Genomic DNA, 20,357 nt, shown 5'->3' with positions numbered 1-20,357 from the left:
CATGCCTCAGAACTTTGATTACTTCGTTGTGTTTGCTGAAATGCGCACCGGCTCGAATTTTCTTGAAGCCAATCTGAACGCACTGGAGGGGGTCACCTGCCATGGTGAGGCGTTTAACCCTCATTTTATCAGCTACCCAAACTGCGAGACGACACTGGGGTGGACGCAGCAGCGGCGCGATGGCGATGCACTGGGATTTCTGGACTGTTTTTGCAGGGCAGGGGGGGACCTGAACGGGTTTCGCTATTTCCATGATCACGATCCACGCGTGCTGGATCAGATCTTGGACGATCCGCAGTGCGCCAAGATTATCCTGACCAGAAATCCGGCTGAAAGCTATGTCTCCCACCAGATTGCCAAGCGCACTGGTCAGTGGAAATTGACAAACGTGAAACGTCGCAAGACGGGGTTGGCAACGATCAATGCAGAGGAGTTCGCGCGGCATGTAACAGAGCTGCAGAACTTTCAGGTTACCTTGCTAAACCGGCTGCAGAAATCTGGGCAGACGGCGTTTTATGTCGCCTATGAGGATCTGCAGGATCTGGAGGTTCTCAATGGGCTGGCCAAATGGCTGGGCGTTGGAGCCCGGCTGGACCAGCTTGATGATAGCCTCAAGCCGCAAAACCCCACCTCGCTTGAAGAGAAAGTCGCCAATCCGCAGGAGCTGGATCGCGCCATGGCGGGGTTGGATCGTTTCAACCTGTCCCGGACCCCAAATTTTGAACCACGGCGCGGGCCAATGGTCCCTGAGTATGTGGCCGGTCAGCAGCTGCCATTGTTGTATCTGCCGATCAGCGGGGGGCCAACGGATGTTGTCTGCAATTGGATGGCCCGGCAGGAACCTGATGGCAGTGACGCGTTAATCTCGGGGATGAACCAGAAACAGCTGCGTCAGTGGAAGCGGGGTCATCCAGGATTCCGCAGCCTGACCGTGCTGCGCCATCCCGTAGCCCGCCTGCATCATGTTTTCTGCACTCGTATTCTGGACACCGGGCAGGGATCGCTGCGCCAGATCCGCAATCTGATGCGCAACCAGTTCAAGGTACCTTTGCCGAAAGATCCGGCAGATGGGTCGTACACGCGGGACCAGCACCGCTTGGCCTTTACGAGGTTTGTCGAGGTGATTGGCGCTAATCTCTCGGGACAGACCGGGTTTCGCACTGATGCGTCTTGGGCGACGCAGGCGCAGACAATTGCCGGGTTCGCGACCATCCAGTCGCCGGATCTTATCCTGCGGGAAGCAGATTTGGCGCGCACACTGCCGGACCTGGCCCGCTGGCTTGGGCAATCAGAGAGTGTTCTGCCCACTGCGCCAGAGATTGACCACCCCTACCAACTGGCAGACATCTACGATGCTGAGCTGGAGGCGCAGATCGCGTCGGTGTATCAGCGCGATTATCTGTTGTTTGGGTTTGGAGATTGGGGCGCCTGATCGCCAGATGATCAGACCGGATCAGGCCGCCTGAACGGACTGATCTTCTGTCAGGATCGTGTGGAGGGTTGCGGGATCGGGATTCGCCCGCAGTTTCGTGCAGAAACTCTGCTCGCGCAGGGTGCGCGACACCAGCGCGAGAGCCTTCAGGTGCTCGACACCGGCATCTTCGGGTGCAAACAGCGCGAACGCAATGTCGATCGGCTGACGGTCCACAGCGCCAAATTCCAGCGGTGTGTCCAGCACCAGAAACACACCAACCACCTTGTCCAGACCATCAAGACGGGCATGGGGCAGGGCAACGCCGTGCCCGACCCCGGTGGGGCCAAGGCTTTCGCGATCCAGCAAAGCCTCGACCGTTGGTTGCGCAGGCAGCCCGTAGGCGAGTTGAGCAACATCAGCAATCTCTTGAAACAGACGCTTTTTGCTGGATGCAGCGCCAAAGACACGAACGGCCTCTGGCTTCAGGATGTTAGAGATCTGCATACTTCGATTGCTCCGCTCAACTCACGTAAGACGCCGTGACAGGTTACGGATCGATCCACCCGATATTCCCGTCTTCCCGACGATAGACGACATTCAGGCCGTCCTTGCCTTCCTTGCGAAACACCAGAACCGGGGCGCCTGCCAGTTCCATTTGCATCACGGCCTCACCAACCGAGAGGGACGGAATTTGCGTTTCCATCTCGGCGACGATGATTGGCTGCAATGACTCTGGTTCAGACTCGGTGCCGGCGTCTTCAGAGGCGAGGATATAAGAGCTAGCGCCGGAGAGTTCAACCGGCTCGCTCCGGTCGCGGTGATGGTCCTTCAGGCGGCGTTTGTAACGGCGCAGCTGTTTTTCCATTTTTTCACAGCAGGCCTCGAATGCGGCATAAATTTCAGTGGCATGCGCTTTTGCTTGCGCGGTCAGACCTGTGGACAGATGCACGGTCGTTTCACAAACATATTCATGCGCAGACCGCGAAAAGACGACATTGGCGTCAGTCGGGCGTTCAGCATATTTCGCGACCGCCGCTCCAAGCTCCGATTGCACATGGGACTGCAACGCTTCGCCAATGTCGATCTGTTTTCCGCTGATTTGGTAACGCATGTGATCTCCTTCACAAATAGACCTTCAAAACCCAGTTCGGGCCAAGCCCGCCTGCTATCGTTCAGTTTTGAAAGTGGGATTTAGGCAAGACAGTCGATTGCATTCGTTTGGGCCTTGGTAACAAGGCTGGAGCGAGGACAGCATCGGACTGCGGGTTTGCCATGGGTCAATTCGATGACAACCGGGCGGGAGAGTCAATGCAAATCGGCGTCAATCGGTTACCCAAATATGAGGAGGCAGCGGGTTTCCACCTGTTGTCATAGGGTTGACGGATGGCGCCCGAGAGAAGCGGCTATCGGACGCGGAGGCAGCACATCAGGGATTGCAGCTGGTGCGATCAGGAAATTCTGAAGTTATCACCGAGATAAACGCGGCGAACGTTCTCATTGTCGACCACCTCTGCTGGGGTGCCGGACATCAGCACCTTGCCGTCGTGCAGGATATATGCCCGGTCCACGATCTCCAGTGTTTCGCGGACATTGTGGTCGGTAATCAGCACGCCGATACCGCGTTTTTTCAGATCGCCGACCAAATGGCGAATGTCGCCTACAGAAATCGGATCCACCCCGGCGAAGGGTTCATCCAGCAGCAGATACTTAGGGTCTGCGGCTAGGCAGCGGGCGATTTCGACGCGGCGACGCTCGCCACCCGACAATGCGAGAGCCGGCGCGCGGCGCAGATGCTCGATTGAAAAATCTGACAGCAGCTCCTCCAGCCGCTCGCGCCGCTTGTGAGCGTGCTTTACCGCAATATCCAGCACGGAGGAGATATTGTCTTCTACCGACAGGCCGCGGAAGATCGACATCTCCTGCGGCAGATAGCCGATTCCCATGCGGGCACGGCGATACATTGGCAAGGTAGTGGCATTCTGCCCGTCAATCGTGACAGAGCCTGCTTCCGGAAATACAAGGCCAGCAATGGCGTAGAAGCTGGTGGTCTTACCCGAGCCGTTGGGCCCAAGCAGGGCGACCACCTCGCCTCGGTCCAGCGACATGGAGACGTCGCGGATCACCACTTTCTTGCTGTAGGATTTACGCAATTTTTCAATGCGCAGGCCTGAGCTGCCGCTGGTGACTGTCAGTTCCGGTTTTGCCATCAGTCACTGCCGCCGTTAAGGATGGTCTTGACGCGACCGGACAGGCTTGCGGTGCCGGTGGTCAGATCCACCACAAGACGGTTGGAGGTCAACGTGCCTGTTGACTGGCTCAGCAGGACATTGCCAGTCATCACAACAGTGCCAGAGTCGATGGTATACTCTGCCTTGTCGGCCTCAGCTGCGTCGGGACCATTGACCAGGATCACATTGCCGGAGGCTTCCAGCCGCTCGACGCCGGTCTTTCCGGTTTCGTCCTGTTTGTAAATCACCAGCACGTCATTTGCCGATAGGCGCATCACACCCTGAATAATCACCACATCACCGATAAACCGTGCCGAGCCATCAGCCTGATTTACATCCAGTGTTTCTGCGGTGACCTCAACCGGTTGGGAGGGGTCTGCCTTGACTGCGCCAAATGCAATGGACGCAGATTGCGCCGACAACCCTGTGGAAAACAGGGCGACAGGCAGGCAGAACATCAAAACACGCAGATACAACACAGGTTATCTTTCCGATTGTTGCGGGTCATATAGCAGCTTGACCCCTTTGTTGAAAACCATATGTACCGCCCCGCTATCGGTTTTTGTATCGATCTGCATGGCACCAGCGGTCAGATCGCCCATGGCACCGCTGGCCTGAACCGGGCCGGGGCTGTCAGCGCGTACACCATTGAGGGCGGCATTCAATTCCTGAGTCGTGACACGCAAACCATCGCTGGACAGGATTTCAACATCGCCGCGAAAGTTTGCCATATCCTTATCCGGGCGCAAGGCGCCGGTGTCGGAACTTAGCAGGAAACGGCCACCGCCGGTCATCTTGATCTCCGCCTCAAGGTTCACAGCCGTCGCCGGCGCATCTGCTCCGCCTGGGCGGGCGAGGGCAGCGGTCACCATGATCTCATCGCCCTGCGCCGTGGTGCCTGAGAAAAATGGCGCGGTGATCTGCTGACCACGGGTGCGGTCTTCCAGATCCTGCTCCGCAAAAGGGATCACTGCATCGGTGTTCACGCCGCGCGAAATCAGGAACATGGTCGACATCAACGCCAGTGCCATCAGCGGCAGCAGGACCTTCAGGTAGGCCACAAGGCGGGAATAGCCGTCCATCGTCCTTGGCCTCCGTTAGCCCAGCCCGACGCGCAGGCAGTCGTGAATATGCAGCAATCCCACCGCCTGTGCTGTGTCACCTTCGGGATCGACAACAAACAGGCAGGTAATCTTACGGTCGTTCATGATCGCGACGGCCTCTTCGGCCAGGGAACCGGGGGCAATCGTGGTTGGGCTGCTGGTCATCACATCTGCGGCCGTCTTGTCCAGCAATCCATCCATATGCCGCCTTAGGTCACCGTCGGTGATAATGCCCTGCAGAGTGCCATTTGCGCCTGTCACGCCTGCGACACCAAATCCTTTCTGGCTGATTTCAATCAGCGCATCGGACATGGGGGTGTCGGCACCGACCAGTGGCAGCGCGGTCCCGTCATGCATAAGATCGTCAACCTTTGACAGCCGCGCACCCAATTTGCCACCGGGGTGGAAGGCGCGGAAGTTCTCAGGCCGGAAATCGCGATGCTTCATCAGAGCGATGGCCAGCGCGTCGCCCATCGCCAGGGTCAGCGTTGTTGAGATCGACGGCACCATGCCGAAGCCGCAAGCCTCCCCCAACGCGGGAATTTGCAGGTGCACATCTGCCTCTTTCATCAGGGTGCTGTCCATGCGGCTGGACAGGCCGATCAGCGGGATACCGAAGCGACGTGTGAAGGACAGAAGATTGGCCAGTTCGGGCGCTTCGCCTGAGTTGGAGATCGCCAGAACCACATCACCCTTGGACAACATGCCGAGGTCACCATGGCTGGCTTCCGCTGGATGAACGAAATAGGCGGGCGTCCCGGTTGATGCGAGGGTGGCGGCGATCTTATGACCGATATGGCCGGATTTGCCGATCCCGCTGACGATGACGCGGCCTTCAGCTTGCAAGACCAGATCAACCGCTTCGGCAAAGCGCGCATCCAGGCCGTCCGCCAGCGCATCAAGTGCGCGGGCTTCATCGGTGATTACCTGTCGCGCGGTGGCGAGGAATGTCTCTGCGCTGCTCATGAGTGTGCAAAGATGTCGGTGTCAGACCAACCCGCGAGGTCCAACTTGGCGCGCATTGGCAGGAAATCGAAGCAAGCTTGGGCCATTTCGCTGCGGTCTTCGCGATCCAGACGCTTGTCCAGAGCGGCACGCAAACGGTGTAGGTGCAGCACGTCGGAGGCGGCATAATCAAGCTGTGCGTCGCTCAGCTGGGTTGCGCCCCAGTCGCTCATCTGCTGTTGTTTGGAAATATCCACGCCGATCAGCTCCTGCGTCAGGTTTCTCAGCCCATGGCGATCCGTATAGGTCCGCACCAGACGGCTGGCGATCTTTGTACAATACACCGGGGCCGCCAATGCGCCAAAGGCATGATACATCGCGGCAATATCGAACCGGCCAAAATGAAACAATTTCAGAACGTTGGGGTCCTCAAGCATCGCGCAAAGATTTGGCGCTTCGGACTGCCCTTTGGCGATCTGCACCATGTGGGCATTGCCGTCACCGCCCGACAGCTGGACGACACAGAGCCGATCCCGATGCGGGTTGAGCCCCATTGTCTCGCAGTCGATCGCGACCACCGGCCCCAGATCGAGCCCGTTGGGCAAGTCGTTTTGATAGAGGTGATTGGCCAAGAGACAGGATCCTTTGTCGTGCCGATGCGGCGGGTTTGGCACCGAGATAGGGGTTTCGGCAGGCAAACTCAACTCTTGCAGGGCGTAGGATCGGTCGGCACGTCTGCAATCAGGCGGAACCTCAGGTCAGGTCAAGGCGGAGCATAGTGAGTAACGGAGAGGCCGATACGCAATACCCAGCGCCATAGGGTGCTGTTCGTGCAAATTATACTGTCGGGGATATGGTGCCCAGGAGAGGACTCGAACCTCCACGTCCATACGGACACTAGCACCTGAAGCTAGCGCGTCTACCAATTCCGCCACCTGGGCAGGTGTCGTGAGGGGGCGTATAAGCAGAAGCGGCAGGGCCGTCAAACGGAAAATTCACTGCGTAGCAGATCCGGAAATTCGACGTCTGATCCGCGGGGATGGCAGGGAAATTTAAGGCGTGACATCAAGGGCGCAAACCGGCCATGCGCTCAATATAAGCGGCGTTATACGTTTCTTGATATCGGAGGATATGGTGCCCAGGAGAGGACTCGAACCTCCACGTCCATACGGACACTAGCACCTGAAGCTAGCGCGTCTACCAATTCCGCCACCTGGGCAGGTGTCGTGAGGGGCGTATAAGCAGAAGCGGCAGGGCCGTCAAACGGAAAATTCATGGGTCTTGTTTCTTGCCATATCGGTCAGGGCGAGTGGCGGCTGCAGGCCACAGCTGATGTAGCCCCTAGATCTGGCAATGGTGGTCATGTGGGTCTGAGAAAGTTCATGTTAAGCGCCACATCAGTCAGAAAGACGCGCCAGGCGCTATGTGTGTCTTCGCTCCATTCCGGGCCGAGGGTCTCTGCCAGGGCACTGGTGAAGCTGTAAATGAACCCATCAAAATGTGCATCGGTGATCCGGATCGCACGATGGCGCTCTCCCTGATGTTTCAGAATCGCCGACAGTTTTTCCGGGTGATCCAATGCTTCTATGATATACGTGAGCGAAGTCAGCAATTTTTCGTGCTGACCTGCCATATCATTGGGGAAGAATGTGCGAACATCGGGGCAGGTTTCGAAAAATTTCGTGTAGAACAGGGGCACAAAGTGATCCAGTTCCATACGTTCGCTTTCAACACTTCTGTGAATCAGGGTTCTGTCGTCCGCTGACACCATGATGCCGGGCCTCCGATCTGCCTTTGACATTTGATGAACTGGTATTCGGGATTGGTACACAGCCTATATCACGGAGCTAAATCAGCCGTTAATGGTCCTGTGGAATAAGGCGCAGAGCGAGTTGTGCCGTGATGGGGCGATTTGCGCCTTGTTCCAAAGGGCACGGAGCGGTAAATCGGATCAACAGCTAATGTAGGAGCCAAAAGATGTCCAAACTGGTCACGATCTATGGTGGGTCCGGTTTTGTCGGCCGTTACATCGCGCGCCGCATGGCCAAGGAGGGCTGGCGCGTCCGTGTCGCCGTACGCCGCCCGAATGAGGCGATGTATGTCAAACCCTATGGCGTGCCCGGCCAGGTGGAGCCTGTCCTGTGCAATATCCGCGATGATGCGTCGGTTGCCGCAGTGATGCAGGGGGCAGATGCGGTTGTGAACTGCGTTGGCATCCTGAATGAGCTGGGTAAAAACACATTTGATGCGGTGCAGGCAGATGGTGCTGATCGTATCGCGCGAATCGCTGCCGATCAGGGCGTCAGCACCATGGTGCATGTGTCTGCAATCGGTGCAGATCAGGATAGCGACAGCGCATACGCCCAATCCAAGGCTGCGGGCGAAACAGCCGTGCTGACCCATATGCCAGAGGCCGTGATTCTGCGTCCGTCCATCATTTTCGGTGCCGAAGATCAGTTTTTCAATCGGTTTGCTGCGATGACACGCCTGTCGCCGGTCCTGCCGATTGCCCATGCTGATACCAAGTTCCAGCCTGTTTATGTCGATGATGTCGCCAAGGCAGCTGTTGCTGCGCTGTTGGGACAGGCGAAGCCGGGCGTTTATGAGCTGGGCGGTCCGGAGGTGAAGAGCTTTGGCGCGCTGATGCAGCAGATGCTTGAGGTGATTGATCGCCGTCGTCTGGTGTTGTCGCTGCCCGGCCCGATTGCAAAGCTCGTGGCGCTTGGCTTTGATGTGATGCAATTCGTGAGCTTCCAGCTGATCGAGAACAAGATGCTGACCCGCGATCAGCTGAAGAACCTTGAGGCTGACAATGTGGTCTCTGATGGCGCCAAAGGTTTTGATGAGCTGGGGATCCGCCCGGTTTCCCTGGCGTCGGTTTTGCCGGACTACCTGTGGAAGTTCCGCCCCTCCGGTCAATACAATGAACTGATGGACTCCGCGCGCAACCTGCGCAACGATCTCTGATCACCCGGACCTGTCCGGAAAAGTTAAGGCGCGGCGCAGGTCCGCGCCTTTTTTATTTGGCGTGGTTTGGCGCCGACTTGTCAGCTCTGATAGGCGATGGTCAGCAGCACTAGGCCCAGAGCCACGCGATAGATAACATAGGGTGTGAAGCTGACGGAGCGCAGCAGCCGCATCATCAGGGTCAGGGCCGCAAGCGCGGCAATCATCGACAACAGCGCTGCTATGGCCGCATCCCGCATCACCGCGGTGTTTGCATCTATGGCCACTTCAGCGCCCAGCAACACGCCCGAGGCGATGATTGTCGGGATCGACATCAGCATGGAGAGGCGCGCTGCATCCATCCGGGTATACCCCAGCTGGCGGGCGCCAGTGATGGTGATGCCGGACCTTGATGTGCCAGGGATCAGCGCCAGCATCTGCCACAGCCCCATGATCAGCGCATCGCGCAGATTCCAGTCGCTGCTTTCCTTATGTGCTGGCCCGTAGCGATCTGCCACATAAAGTACGAGGCCAAAGCCAAGCATCGTCCAGCCAATCACCTTCATAGACCGCAGCGCGTCACTCATCCCGCTGAAATGCAGAAACGCGCCAAACAGAACGGTTGGAATGGTCGCAACGATCAATCCCATGGCCAGTCGGGCGCCGGGTGTGTCTAGGCGTCCAGTCAGGGCGCGCGGCAGACCAATCAGCCCGGCTCGCACATCTTGCCAGAAGAACAGCATCACCGCCGCCAGCGTACCGACATGGACGGCGACATCGATGATCTGCCCCTGATCTTCCAGCCCTGTCAGCCCTGGCAGTAGGATCAGATGGCCGGAGGAGGACACCGGCAGGAATTCGGTGATACCCTGAATCAGGGCAATGAGGATCAGCTGATAGAGTGGCATTATATTGGTCCGATTGGGGATCCCGCAGGGATGGCAAAGAACAGCAGGCGTGTAAATCCGTTGATTTCATTGGGAGTCGCCGCGCATTGGTCCGAAGTGGACCTAAAATTACTGTACATTTCCGCTCAGGAGAGTATCAGGACATAACTGCTGCCATATTAGGTCAGTATAGTTGACTTTTAATTCGCTTCGCTCCGATCGCTCATATATCGCAGCCAGCCCAACATGGAGTCCGCCCCGTGGCCAAGCAACCGATGCTCAAATTCGTGCAAATCGATCGCGACATGCCCAGCAAACGGGCCGCAGAAGATCGCAGGGAAGATTTCGACGAAATCTATGCCGAATTCGCGGCCGCCAAGGCTGAAGAACAAGCCAGCCGCTGCAGCCAATGTGGCGTGCCGTACTGCCAGTCGCATTGCCCTTTGCACAACAATATCCCTGATTGGCTTCGCCTGACGGCCACGGGCCGCCTGCAAGAGGCGTATGAGACCAGCCAGGCCACCAATACGTTCCCGGAAATTTGCGGTCGGATTTGTCCGCAGGACCGTCTGTGCGAAGGCAACTGTGTGATCGAACAATCGGGTCATGGTACGGTCACCATCGGCGCGGTTGAAAAATACATCACCGATACGGCTTGGGACAAAGGTTGGGTGCAACCGATCAAACCGGCGCATGAGCGCAGCGAATCTGTCGGTATCATTGGCGCAGGCCCGGGTGGTCTGGCCGCAGCGGACATGCTGCGTCGCGCTGGTGTGAAGGTCACCATCTATGATCGCTACGATCGCGCCGGTGGTCTGCTGACCTACGGCATTCCCGGCTTCAAGTTGGAAAAAGACGTCGTGATGCGACGCAATCAGTTGCTTGCGGATGGCGGTGTTGAGTTCGTGATGAACTGCAACGTGGGTCAGGACATTTCCTTTGACGATATTCGTGCCAAACATGATGCGGTGATCATTGCCACCGGTGTCTACAAGTCCCGCGATCTGGAAATGCCGGGTTCCGGTGCCGCCGGGATCGTAAAGGCGATTGATTTCCTGACCGTGTCCAACAAGGCGTCGAACTTTGGCGACAGCATTGAAGAATTCGACAACGGCACCCTCAACGCTGATGGCAAGCGTGTCGTGGTGATCGGAGGTGGTGACACTGCGATGGACTGCGTGCGGACGTCTATTCGTCAAGGCGCAACTTCGGTGAAATGTCTCTATCGTCGTGACCGTGCCAATATGCCGGGCTCGCAGCGCGAAACCCAGAACGCCGAGGAAGAGGGCGTGGTGTTTGAGTGGCTATCTGCGCCCAAAGGCTTCACCGATGACGGCGGCAAGGTTGCAGGCGTGATGGTGCAGAAAATGCGCCTGGGGCAGCCTGATGCTTCTGGCCGTCAGGCCCCCGAGGTGATCGAAGGTGCCGATTATATTGAGCCCGCTGATCTGGTGATCAAGGCGCTTGGGTTCGAGCCTGAGAATCTGCCGACGCTCTGGGAACAGCCAGAACTGCCGGTGACCCGCTGGGGCACCGTCAAGGCGGCATTCCAGACCGGCGCGACCGAGCTGGATGGCGTCTACGCTGTCGGTGATATCGTGCGCGGTGCGTCGCTGGTCGTCTGGGCTATCAAGGATGGACGCGACTGTGCCGAGGCAATCCTGAGCCGTTTCAACACCGCCGCCAGCAGCATGGCCGCCGAGTAAGACAGATATTCTACCGGGCAGGTGCCGCCCCCAAGGGGCCGCCCACCGGAACGGGAGTAAGACATGACAAAATATGATGCAGAATGGGTACGCGCCGAAGAGGCAAAGCGTCAGTGGATGGCTGAAAATGGTCTTTATGCCGAAGAGGAGGAGCATTCTTCCTGCGGTGTCGGCCTTGTTGTTTCGGTCAACGGTAAGCGCAGCCGTAAGGTGGTTGAGGCTGGCATCGACGCGTTGAAAGCGATCTGGCACCGGGGGGCGGTTGATGCCGACGGCATGACCGGCGATGGCGCCGGCATTCACGTGCAGATTCCGGCACCGTTCTTCTATGATCAGGTTCGTCGCACGGGCCACGAACCGCGTGAAGATCAGCTGATGGCGGTTGGTCAGGTATTCTTGCCGCGTACTGATTTTGGAGCACAGGAACGCTGCCGGACCATCGTGGAAAGCGAAGTTCTGCGGATGGGTTATTACATCTATGGCTGGCGCCATGTGCCGGTGGATGTCACCTGTCTGGGGGAAAAGGCAAACGCGACCCGCCCCGAGATTGAGCAGATCCTGATCTCCAACTCCAAAGGCGTGGATGAGGAAACCTTTGAGCGCGAGCTTTATGTGATTCGTCGCCGGATCGAGAAAGCCGCTGCTGCCGCGCAGGTTGGTCAACTTTATATCGCGTCGCTGTCCTGCCGCTCAATCATCTACAAGGGCATGATGCTGGCCGAGCAGGTCGCCGTGTTCTACCCCGATCTGATGGATGAACGGTTTGAGAGCGCCTTTGCGATCTATCACCAGCGTTATTCCACCAATACCTTCCCGCAGTGGTGGCTGGCCCAGCCGTTCCGCATGTTGGCTCACAACGGCGAGATCAACACGCTGAAGGGCAATATGAACTGGATGAAGAGCCACGAGATCCGTATGGCCTCTTCGACTTTTGGTGATTACGCCGAGGACATTAAACCGATCGTTGCAAGCGGGTCATCTGACTCTGCGGCATTGGATTCGGTGTTTGAGGTGCTGGTGCGCGCGGGCCGTTCCGCGCCAATGGCCAAGACCATGATGGTGCCGGAGAGCTGGTCCAAGCAGGCGGTGGAACTGCCGCAGGCCTGGCGTGACATGTATTCCTACTGCAACTCTGTGATGGAGCCCTGGGATGGCCCGGCCGCACTGGCAATGACCGATGGTCGCTGGGTTTGTGCTGGTCTCGACCGCAACGGTCTACGTCCCATGCGCTATGTGGTCACCGGCGATGGTTTGGTGATTGCGGGTTCCGAGGCAGGCATGGTCCCGATTGACGAGGCTACAGTTGTTGAAAAGGGCGCGCTTGGCCCAGGTCAGATGCTGGCTGTTGACATGAAAAAGGGCAAACTGTTCCACGACACTGCAATCAAGAACAAGCTGGCCTCGGCCTTGCCGTTTGGTGATTGGGTGAAGAAGATCAACGATCTGGACAGCACGCTTGCCACCGCTACAGAAAAGCCGCTGTTCAGCGGAGATGAGCTGCGCCGTCGTCAAATTGCTGCTGGCTATACCATCGAAGAGCTGGAGCAGATCCTTGCGCCTATGGCTGAAGACGGTAAGGAAACCCTTGCTTCCATGGGCGATGACACTCCGTCTGCGGTGCTGTCAAAAATGTATCGCCCGCTCAGCCATTTCTTCCGGCAGAACTTCTCGCAGGTGACCAACCCGCCTATCGATTCCTTGCGCGAATACCGCGTGATGTCGCTGAAAACCCGGTTCGGTAACCTCAAAAACGTGCTGGATGAAGACAGTTCTCAGACCGAGATCATCGTGCTGGAAAGCCCCTTTGTCGGCAATTCCCAGTGGGACGAATTGGTTCAGAACCTGAACGCGCCGCTGGCAGAAATCGACTGTAGCTTTGCCCCCGGTCAGGGGTCGCTGAACGCTGCCTTGGCGCGCATCCGTGCCGAGGCGGAAGAGGCTGTCAGCTCCGGTGCCGGTCACATCGTCCTGACCGACCAGCATTCCGGCGAGGGGCGCGTGGCGATGCCGATGATTCTGGCGACGTCTGCCGTGCATTCGCATCTGACCCGCAAGGGTCTGCGGACCTTCTGCTCGCTCAATGTACGCTCCGCCGAGTGTATTGACCCGCATTATTTCGCGGTGCTGATCGGCTGTGGTGCCACTGTGGTCAACGCCTATCTGGCCGAAGATTCGCTGGCTGACCGTATCGATCGTGGTCTGCTGGACGGCAATCTCACTGAAAACGTCGCCCGCTACCGCGAAGCCATCGACCAAGGTCTGCTGAAGATTATGGCGAAGATGGGTATCTCGGTAATTTCTTCTTATCGCGGCGGTCTCAACTTTGAGGCGGTGGGCCTGTCCCGTGCCATGTGTGCGGAATTCTTCCCCGGCATGACCTCACGTATTTCTGGTATCGGCGTGACCGGCATCCAGAGCAAACTGGAAGAGATCCACGCCAAGGCATGGGATAATGGTCAGGATGTTCTGCCCATCGGCGGTTTCTATAAGGCCCGCAAGTCGGGTGAGACCCACGCCTGGGAAGCGACCTCGATGCATATGATGCAGATGGCCTGCAACCGCGCCTCGTTTGAGCTGTGGAAGCAGTATTCGGCCAAGATGCAGTCGAACCCGCCGATCCATCTGCGGGATCTGCTGCAGATCAAACCGATGGGGGAAGCGGTGCCGATTGAAGAGGTTGAATCAATCACCTCTATCCGCAAACGGTTCGTCACGCCGGGCATGTCCCTTGGCGCGTTGTCGCCCGAGGCGCACAAAACGCTGAATGTGGCGATGAACCGGATCGGTGCGAAATCTGATTCCGGTGAGGGTGGCGAAGATCCGGCGCATTTCGTACCAGAGCCGAACGGCGACAATCCGTCTGCAAAGATCAAGCAGGTGGCGTCGGGCCGCTTTGGTGTGACTGCTGAATACCTGAACCAGTGCGAAGAGCTGGAAATCAAGGTGGCCCAGGGCGCCAAGCCCGGTGAGGGCGGCCAGCTGCCGGGGATGAAGGTCACCGACCTGATCGCCCGCCTGCGTCACTCGACCAAGGGAGTGACCCTGATCTCGCCGCCGCCGCACCACGATATCTACTCGATCGAGGATTTGGCGCAGCTGATCTATGACCTGAAGCAGATCAACCCGCGCTGCAAGGTGACGGTGAAGCTGGTGGCATCTTCCGGCGTTGGCACCATTGCCGCAGGCGTGGCCAAGGCCAAGGCTGACATCATCCTGATTTCAGGCCACAACGGCGGCACCGGCGCGTCGCCTGCGACCTCGATCAAATATGCCGGTCTGCCGTGGGAGATGGGCCTGACAGAGGCGCATCAGGTGCTGGCGATGAATAACCTGCGCGAGCGGGTGACCCTGCGCACCGACGGCGGATTGCGCACTGGGCGCGATATTGTGATGGCGGCGATGCTAGGGGCCGAGGAATATGGCATCGGCACCGCAGCACTTATCGCGATGGGCTGCATCATGGTGCGCCAGTGCCAGTCCAACACCTGCCCCGTGGGGGTCTGCACCCAGGACGAAGCGCTGCGCGGCAAGTTCACCGGCAATGCAGATAAGGTCGTGAACCTGATCACCTTCTACGCTCAGGAGGTACGGGAAATCCTTGCCTCGATCGGTGCGCGGTCGCTGGATGAGGTGATCGGTCGCGCTGACCTTCTGGCGCAGGTCTCGCGCGGATCGGCACATTTGGATGATCTGGATCTTAATCCGCTGCTGATCACCGTCGATGGCTCTGCCAATATCGTCTACAACCGCGATAAAGACCGCAACGCGGTGCCTGATACGTTGGACAAGGAAATTGTCCGCGACGCGGCGCGGTTCCTGCAAGATGGCGAAAAGATGCAGCTGTCCTATGCGGTGCAGAACACCCACCGGACCGTCGGCACCCGTACCTCCAGCCACATTGTCCGCAACTTCGGTATGCGCAACACGCTGCAGTCCGATCACCTGACGGTGAAGCTGCAGGGCTCTGCTGGTCAGTCGCTGGGTGCCTTTGCAGCACCGGGTCTGAAGCTGGAAGTGTCCGGTGATGCCAATGACTATGTCGGTAAGGGCCTGTCGGGCGGTACCATCGTCGTGCGTCCGCCGATGGCGTCGCCGCTGAATGCGAGCGAAAACACCATTGTCGGGAACACTGTTCTCTATGGTGCGACCGATGGCTATCTGTTTGCTGCAGGTCGTGCCGGTGAACGCTTTGCCGTCCGTAACTCCGGCGCGAGCGTGGTGGTCGAAGGCTGTGGCGCCTGTGGCTGTGAATATATGACCGGTGGTATCGCGGTAATCCTCGGCTCCATTGGTGCCAACTTCGGTGCAGGCATGACCGGCGGCATGGCCTATATCTACGATCCCGAGGGCAAGGCCGAAACCATGATGAACATGGAGTCACTGGTGACCTGTGCGGTGACCGTCGCCCATTGGGAAGATCAGCTGAAAGGTCTGATTGAACGCCATCTGCAGGAAACAGGTAGCCGCAAGGCCGCTGAAATCCTGCAGCATTGGGAGAACGAGAAGGGCAATTTCCTGCAAATCTGCCCGAAGGAAATGCTGAATAAGCTGCCGCAGCCTCTGACGCTTGAGGCTACAGCCGTTCCGGCGGAATAGGCCCCGCCACCTCCTCTGCATGTGCCTTGGATGGGCTCCGACCGCTGCTGTGGTCGGGGCCTTTTCACATCCGGACACTGCAGCTGGGCAATCTCTTGCGGGCGAAGGGATTTCCCGGTTGGAGCAAGCCCGATCTCTGCCGTATAGAGACCTTATGGCGAAGGCAGAAAAATCAACCAAAGCATCGAAACCCTCAACAAAGGGCAAGAAGCAAAGCAAGGCAGCAGGCAAAAGCAAGGCCCGCGCAAAGCTCTCTCCCCGCCGCCTGTTGCGGCGCTGGCTGGGGCGGGCCACCTTGGGTTTTCTGGTTGTGACCCTGCTACCGATCCTGTTGTTTTCGGTGATCAACCCGCCCACCACACATACCATCTGGTCGGAATATCGCCGCCTTGGGGATGTTGATCGTGAGTGGGTGCCGATCGAACATATCGCACCGGCGCTGGGGCGGTCTGTCGTGGCGGCTGAGGATGCCCGATTCTGCCAGCATTGGGGGCTGGATGCGCAGGCCATTCGCGCTGCAATCGCTGACGGTGGTCAACGCGGCGGCTCCACCATTTCTCAGCAGGTGGTAAAAAACGTGTTTCTCTGGCAGGGGCGCAGTTGGTTCCGCAAGGCGCTGGAAACGCTGATGACCCCGATGGTTGAGGCCGTTTGGACCAAGCGGCGTATCCTTGAGGTCTATCTGAATGTTGCTGAAATGGGCGAAGGTGTGTTTGGCGCCGAGGCTGCCGCGCGGCATTATTTCGGAGTCGGTCCGGATGAGCTGAGCCGCAGGCAGGCCGCCCTTCTGGCCACCGTTTTGCCCAACCCCAAAGAGCGTTCAGCGGCCAAACCCACCGCGTTCATGCGCAAACGCGCAGCCCAGATCATGGATGGTGCGGCCACCATTCGCGCAGATGGCCGCGCGGCCTGTTTCGAGGATTGAAACTTCTGCCGCTTTTGGGCATTGCTGTCTGACCCCAGCCGCCCGCAACAGGAGATCCGCTGTCCCATGGCCCGCCTCTATCATGTGCCCCTCTCACCCTTTTGCCGCAAAGTGCGCCTGTCTCTGGCCGAAAAGCGGATCGAGGTTGAGCTGGTCGAGGAGCGTTACTGGGAGAAAGAGGCCGATTTCCTGCGTCGCAATCCTGCCGCCAAGGTGCCGGTGATCCGTCTGGATGGTAAGTTGATGGCCGAAAGCGCTGCCATCTGTGAATATCTGGAAGAGACCCGCCCCGACCCCTCTCTGATGCCCAGCGACCCCGAGGGTCGTTATGAGGTGCGCCGTCTGGTCAGTTGGTTTGACGACAAATTCCACCATGAGGTCACCTCCAAACTGCTCTATGAGCGGGTGAACAAGAAGGTGACTGGCGAAGGTTATCCTGACAGCGGCAACGTCAAAGCCGGTGCGCGGGCAATCAAGTATCATCTGGATTATCTGGCGTGGTTGCTCGATCACCGCCGCTGGCTTGCTGGCGATCAGATGACACTGGCAGACTTCGCGGCGGCCGCGCATCTGTCGTCGCTGGACTATATTTCGGACGTGGATTGGAACCGATCGGCGGTGGTCAAGGATTGGTACGCCAAGATCAAATCGCGTCCGGCCTTCCGCTCGATCCTTGCCGATCAGATTCCCGGTTTCAGCCCACCTGCGCATTACGCCGATCTGGATTTTTGATATACGTGGGGGAGGGGCTGTCTGCTCCCTCATTGGCCTTAGGCCGCAATCCACCTCGAGGATATGCAATCGCTTCGTTCAGTATCTTCCCTGAGGAGATGAAGGGAGTAGAATATACGCTCTACTGGCTATGCAGCATGTTAGATAGATACTTCGCCGAGACCTCAATCCAACAGGGTCGCCGATGGTGACGTGACCGATGTCCGCCTGACGGATCTGAACTTCCGCGATCTCGCCGATATTGACTATCAGCCTTGCGCCAGACTGCAACAGGTCTCTGGAATCTATTGTTAAGCCCAGCGTATCCTGTTCCAAGATGATGGGCGGCTTCACGTTTACTCCGTCGCATGGCGTGCCCTCGCTACGGAGCTCTTCCCGCAAAGTCGGTCACTCCGCATATTCGGCCAAGGGAAGATGGCTATGGGGCTAGCTTTCGTCGCCCTGTGTCACTGAGAGACCAGGCTGAGGCACCTTCAAAGACAGCTGTTGTGAGCGGTTTGCCGTAGCCCGCTCCGGTGTCGAGGTTGACGCGGTTACCATAATGCGTGGGGGTATCCACCGGTGTATGGCCGTGAATGATCAGTTTCGGGTGCTGGGCGGTGTGTCTGTGGAAGGGCTGGCGGATCCATACCAGATCGTTTTCGACTTGGTCATCCAGTGAGATACCGGGTTTGATCCCTGCGTGGACGAAAGCCAGATCATCGGTCTGATACATTGGTTTTAGCTGTCGAAGGAAGGTGACATGGCTGTCTGGCACAGCAGCCCTTGCCGCTGCATGGACGTCCTCCAGCCGGGTGCGTTCAGGGACTGCAACGCCGTAGCTTTCCAGGGTTTCGATCCCGCCGATGCGTTCATGCAGCCAGTGATAGCCAACCAGCATATGCGGGTCGTGACGCGGGATATCTTCCATGAACCATGCGAACATGCGGTCATGATTACCAAGGAGCGTGATCCAGTCACGTCCTTCTGTCTGGCCGCGGATCAGCAGGTCAATGACACCCCGGCTATCAGGTCCGCGGTCAATATAATCGCCAAGGAACACCACCTGTGCGTCGCGGCCGCCGTCTGCTTCGATACATTCCAGGGCTTGCTCCAACATCTCCAGCTGGCCGTGAATATCACCGATGGCGTAGATTGGGCTTGTCGTAGGTCTGGTCATAGGGCGGGGTCCCTCAGGGTGTCATCAACAGAGGCGAAACGTAAAATGCGCCGCCCTTATACCCGGGCGGCGCATCTGTTCAAATCGTAGCTGAACTAGAACTCAGCTGACATCGAATTGCAGCGGTTTGATCTGGTTGAAGAACTCGGTTTCTGCCAAAGCTGCCCGGGCGGCTGCGGGCACCGGTTCATCAACGTAAAGAAGCGCGATGGCCTCCCCACCAGCCTCGGACCGACCGAGGGTAAAGTTGGCGATATTGACGCCCATGTCGCCCAGGATCTGCCCCAGTGTACCAATGATGCCGGGGACATCTTCGTTGGTGGTATAGAGCATATGCGCGCCAACCTCGGCGTCGATATTGATGCCCTTGATCTGGATGAAGCGTGGTTTGCCGTCGGAGAACACGGTTCCGGCCACCGAACGCTCGCGCTTGCTGGTGACCACCGTGACCTTGATATAACCGTCAAAGGTGCCGGACTTATCCTGATTGGTGGTGGAGATCTGAATGCCGCGCTCGCGGGCCACCACTGGTGCGGACACCATATTCACGTCCGGGTTCAGCTTCTTCATGATGCCTGCCACAACCGAGCAGTTCAGTGCGGCGAGGTTCATCTCGGAGGCCACACCGTCATACAGGATATTGATGGCCTGAATGGGTTCATCGGTCATCTGTCCGATAAAGCCGCCGAGATGGCCGGAGAGTGCAACCCAGGGACCCATCACACGGGCTTCCTCCGCGGTCATCGAAGGCATGTTCAGCGCGTTTTCGACAGCACCGTCCAGCAGATAGTTGGACATCTGTTCCGCGACCTGCAGGGCGACATTTTCCTGTGCCTCACTGGTGGCGGCGCCCAGATGCGGGGTACAGACCACGTTCGGTAGGCCGAAGAGCGGATTAGTTCTGGCCGGTTCTTCGGAAAAGACATCGAAGGCTGCACCGGCAACATGGCCGGAGGTCAGCAGCTCTGCCAGAGCAGCTTCATCCACCAGACCACCACGGGCGCAATTGATGATACGGACGCCTTTCTTGGTTTTTTCCAGATTTTCCTTGGACAGGATGTTCCGGGTCTGATCGGTCAGAGGCACATGCAGAGTGATGAAATCTGCCCGCGCCAGCAGCTCATCCAGCTCGACCTTCTCGACGCCGATCTTGTCGGCCTTTTCCTGGCTGAGGAAGGGGTCATAGGCGACGACTTTCATCTTCAGTCCACGCGCACGGTCGCAGACAATGCCACCGATGTTTCCGGCACCGATCACACCCAGCGTCTTGTTGGTCAGTTCGACCCCCATGAATTTGGATTTCTCCCATTTGCCTGCATGGGTCGAGGCGGAGGCCTCAGGGATCTGTCGCGCGACAGCGAACATCATGGCGATGGCGTGCTCGGCGGTGGTGATCATGTTACCAAAAGGCGTGTTCATCACGATCACGCCTTTTTGCGAGGCGGCATCCTTGTCGATATTGTCGGTGCCGATCCCGGCGCGGGCGATCACCTTTAGGTTGGTGGCGTTGTCGAGGATCTTCTGCGTCACCTTGGTTGCCGAACGGATCGCAAGGCCGTCGTAGTCGCCGATGATGGCGGCCAGTTTGTCCTTGTCCTTACCCAGGTCGGGCTGGAAATCAACGTCGATACCACGATCGCGAAAAATCTGAACGGCGGCTTCGGAAAGCTTATCGGAAATGAGTACTTTGGGAGCCATGGATGGGGTCCTTCATGC

At 58.0% G+C, this 20,357-nt stretch carries 17 protein-coding genes and 2 tRNA genes; 6 read left to right on the top strand and 13 right to left on the bottom strand.

The window, feature by feature from the left end:
- Position 1 precedes the first annotated feature (1 nt).
- Complete coding sequence (locus J4721_RS08760) at positions 2–1,432, top strand: sulfotransferase family 2 domain-containing protein (RefSeq protein ID WP_014876478.1); 1,431 nt, start codon at positions 2–4, stop codon at positions 1,430–1,432.
- 21 nt (positions 1,433–1,453) lie between these two features.
- Here J4721_RS08760 and J4721_RS08755 read toward each other — a convergent pair whose 3' ends face one another.
- From J4721_RS08755 to J4721_RS08710, 10 genes are all read right to left on the bottom strand, one after another.
- Complete coding sequence (locus J4721_RS08755) at positions 1,454–1,918, bottom strand: PTS sugar transporter subunit IIA (RefSeq protein WP_014876479.1); 465 nt, start codon at positions 1,916–1,918, stop codon at positions 1,454–1,456.
- Positions 1,919–1,961: 43 nt separating this feature from the next.
- The gene (gene hpf, locus J4721_RS08750; protein ID WP_014876480.1) at positions 1,962–2,525 is read right to left on the bottom strand and encodes a ribosome hibernation-promoting factor, HPF/YfiA family; all 564 of its coding nucleotides are present in this window, start codon (positions 2,523–2,525) and stop codon (positions 1,962–1,964) included.
- 337 nt (positions 2,526–2,862) lie between these two features.
- Positions 2,863–3,621 (bottom strand): LPS export ABC transporter ATP-binding protein, encoded by a 759-nt coding sequence (gene lptB, locus J4721_RS08745; RefSeq protein WP_014876481.1) that lies wholly within the window; start codon positions 3,619–3,621, stop codon positions 2,863–2,865.
- Positions 3,621–4,100: an LptA/OstA family protein gene (locus tag J4721_RS08740; RefSeq protein ID WP_061050288.1), complete on the bottom strand. Its 480-nt coding sequence runs from the start codon at positions 4,098–4,100 to the stop codon at positions 3,621–3,623. The genes lptB and J4721_RS08740 overlap by 1 nt, the downstream gene beginning before the upstream one ends.
- A gap of 24 nt (positions 4,101–4,124) precedes the next feature.
- Entirely contained in the window at positions 4,125–4,724 is a 600-nt protein-coding gene (gene lptC / locus J4721_RS08735) for an LPS export ABC transporter periplasmic protein LptC (RefSeq protein ID WP_096869728.1), read from the bottom strand.
- A 15-nt stretch (positions 4,725–4,739) separates the two neighbouring features.
- Positions 4,740–5,711, bottom strand: a complete 972-nt coding sequence (locus tag J4721_RS08730) for an SIS domain-containing protein (RefSeq protein WP_014876484.1) — start codon at positions 5,709–5,711, stop codon at positions 4,740–4,742.
- Entirely contained in the window at positions 5,708–6,322 is a 615-nt protein-coding gene (locus J4721_RS08725; protein WP_211002604.1) for a ribonuclease D, read from the bottom strand. The genes J4721_RS08730 and J4721_RS08725 overlap by 4 nt, the downstream gene beginning before the upstream one ends.
- A gap of 222 nt (positions 6,323–6,544) precedes the next feature.
- Positions 6,545–6,631, bottom strand: a tRNA-Leu gene (locus tag J4721_RS08720).
- Positions 6,632–6,822: 191 nt separating this feature from the next.
- Positions 6,823–6,909, bottom strand: a tRNA-Leu gene (locus J4721_RS08715).
- A gap of 141 nt (positions 6,910–7,050) precedes the next feature.
- Positions 7,051–7,407, bottom strand: a complete 357-nt coding sequence (locus tag J4721_RS08710) for a globin domain-containing protein (protein ID WP_244915619.1) — start codon at positions 7,405–7,407, stop codon at positions 7,051–7,053.
- 260 nt (positions 7,408–7,667) lie between these two features.
- Here J4721_RS08710 and J4721_RS08705 point away from each other — a divergent pair, with 260 nt between their 5' ends.
- Positions 7,668–8,657, top strand: a complete 990-nt coding sequence (locus J4721_RS08705; protein ID WP_014881596.1) for a complex I NDUFA9 subunit family protein — start codon at positions 7,668–7,670, stop codon at positions 8,655–8,657.
- 80 nt (positions 8,658–8,737) lie between these two features.
- Here J4721_RS08705 and J4721_RS08700 read toward each other — a convergent pair whose 3' ends face one another.
- Positions 8,738–9,544: an undecaprenyl-diphosphate phosphatase gene (locus J4721_RS08700; RefSeq protein WP_014876488.1), complete on the bottom strand. Its 807-nt coding sequence runs from the start codon at positions 9,542–9,544 to the stop codon at positions 8,738–8,740.
- A 239-nt stretch (positions 9,545–9,783) separates the two neighbouring features.
- On the opposite strand from J4721_RS08700, the gene J4721_RS08695 reads away from it, so the two are divergent.
- The 4 genes from J4721_RS08695 (at position 9,784) to J4721_RS08680 (ending at position 17,482) form a co-directional block, all read left to right on the top strand.
- Positions 9,784–11,229, top strand: a complete 1,446-nt coding sequence (locus tag J4721_RS08695) for an NAD(P)-dependent oxidoreductase (protein ID WP_211002605.1) — start codon at positions 9,784–9,786, stop codon at positions 11,227–11,229.
- A 63-nt stretch (positions 11,230–11,292) separates the two neighbouring features.
- A complete protein-coding gene (gene gltB, locus J4721_RS08690; protein WP_102884260.1) occupies positions 11,293–15,825 on the top strand; it encodes a glutamate synthase large subunit in 4,533 nt (1,510 codons plus the stop codon).
- 154 nt (positions 15,826–15,979) lie between these two features.
- Positions 15,980–16,750, top strand: a complete 771-nt coding sequence (gene mtgA, locus J4721_RS08685; protein ID WP_027248281.1) for a monofunctional biosynthetic peptidoglycan transglycosylase — start codon at positions 15,980–15,982, stop codon at positions 16,748–16,750.
- 66 nt (positions 16,751–16,816) lie between these two features.
- Positions 16,817–17,482, top strand: a complete 666-nt coding sequence (locus J4721_RS08680; RefSeq protein ID WP_102870756.1) for a glutathione S-transferase family protein — start codon at positions 16,817–16,819, stop codon at positions 17,480–17,482.
- Between the two features lie 418 nt (positions 17,483–17,900).
- On the opposite strand, the gene J4721_RS08675 is transcribed toward J4721_RS08680, so the two are convergent.
- Together J4721_RS08675 and serA are read right to left on the bottom strand one after the other, a co-directional pair.
- Positions 17,901–18,641: a metallophosphoesterase family protein gene (locus J4721_RS08675; RefSeq protein ID WP_102849956.1), complete on the bottom strand. Its 741-nt coding sequence runs from the start codon at positions 18,639–18,641 to the stop codon at positions 17,901–17,903.
- 102 nt (positions 18,642–18,743) lie between these two features.
- Entirely contained in the window at positions 18,744–20,339 is a 1,596-nt protein-coding gene (gene serA / locus J4721_RS08670; RefSeq protein ID WP_211002606.1) for a phosphoglycerate dehydrogenase, read from the bottom strand.
- Between the last annotated feature and the right edge of the window lie 18 nt (positions 20,340–20,357).

Origin of the sequence: Phaeobacter sp. HS011, from assembly GCF_018101215.1 — a bacterium.
Lineage (GTDB): Bacteria > Pseudomonadota > Alphaproteobacteria > Rhodobacterales > Rhodobacteraceae > Phaeobacter > Phaeobacter inhibens.
This window is presented reverse-complemented; position numbering and strand designations above follow the sequence as displayed.

Bases quoted from the DNA above. Each gene is read 5' to 3' on its own strand.
- J4721_RS08680 (WP_102870756.1), top strand. From the start codon at position 16,817: ATGGCCCGCCTCTATCATGTGCCCCTCTCACCCTTTTGCCGCAAAGTG.
- lptB (WP_014876481.1), bottom strand. From the start codon at position 3,621: ATGGCAAAACCGGAACTGACAGTCACCAGCGGCAGCTCAGGCCTGCGC.
- J4721_RS08705 (WP_014881596.1), top strand. From the start codon at position 7,668: ATGTCCAAACTGGTCACGATCTATGGTGGGTCCGGTTTTGTCGGCCGT.
- J4721_RS08740 (WP_061050288.1), bottom strand. From the start codon at position 4,100: ATGTTCTGCCTGCCTGTCGCCCTGTTTTCCACAGGGTTGTCGGCGCAA.
- lptC (WP_096869728.1), bottom strand. From the start codon at position 4,724: ATGGACGGCTATTCCCGCCTTGTGGCCTACCTGAAGGTCCTGCTGCCG.
- mtgA (WP_027248281.1), top strand. From the start codon at position 15,980: ATGGCGAAGGCAGAAAAATCAACCAAAGCATCGAAACCCTCAACAAAG.
- J4721_RS08755 (WP_014876479.1), bottom strand. From the start codon at position 1,918: ATGCAGATCTCTAACATCCTGAAGCCAGAGGCCGTTCGTGTCTTTGGC.
- J4721_RS08730 (WP_014876484.1), bottom strand. From the start codon at position 5,711: ATGAGCAGCGCAGAGACATTCCTCGCCACCGCGCGACAGGTAATCACC.
- J4721_RS08675 (WP_102849956.1), bottom strand. From the start codon at position 18,641: ATGACCAGACCTACGACAAGCCCAATCTACGCCATCGGTGATATTCAC.
- J4721_RS08700 (WP_014876488.1), bottom strand. From the start codon at position 9,544: ATGCCACTCTATCAGCTGATCCTCATTGCCCTGATTCAGGGTATCACC.
- hpf (WP_014876480.1), bottom strand. From the start codon at position 2,525: ATGCGTTACCAAATCAGCGGAAAACAGATCGACATTGGCGAAGCGTTG.
- J4721_RS08710 (WP_244915619.1), bottom strand. From the start codon at position 7,407: ATGGAACTGGATCACTTTGTGCCCCTGTTCTACACGAAATTTTTCGAA.
- gltB (WP_102884260.1), top strand. From the start codon at position 11,293: ATGACAAAATATGATGCAGAATGGGTACGCGCCGAAGAGGCAAAGCGT.
- serA (WP_211002606.1), bottom strand. From the start codon at position 20,339: ATGGCTCCCAAAGTACTCATTTCCGATAAGCTTTCCGAAGCCGCCGTT.
- J4721_RS08760 (WP_014876478.1), top strand. From the start codon at position 2: ATGCCTCAGAACTTTGATTACTTCGTTGTGTTTGCTGAAATGCGCACC.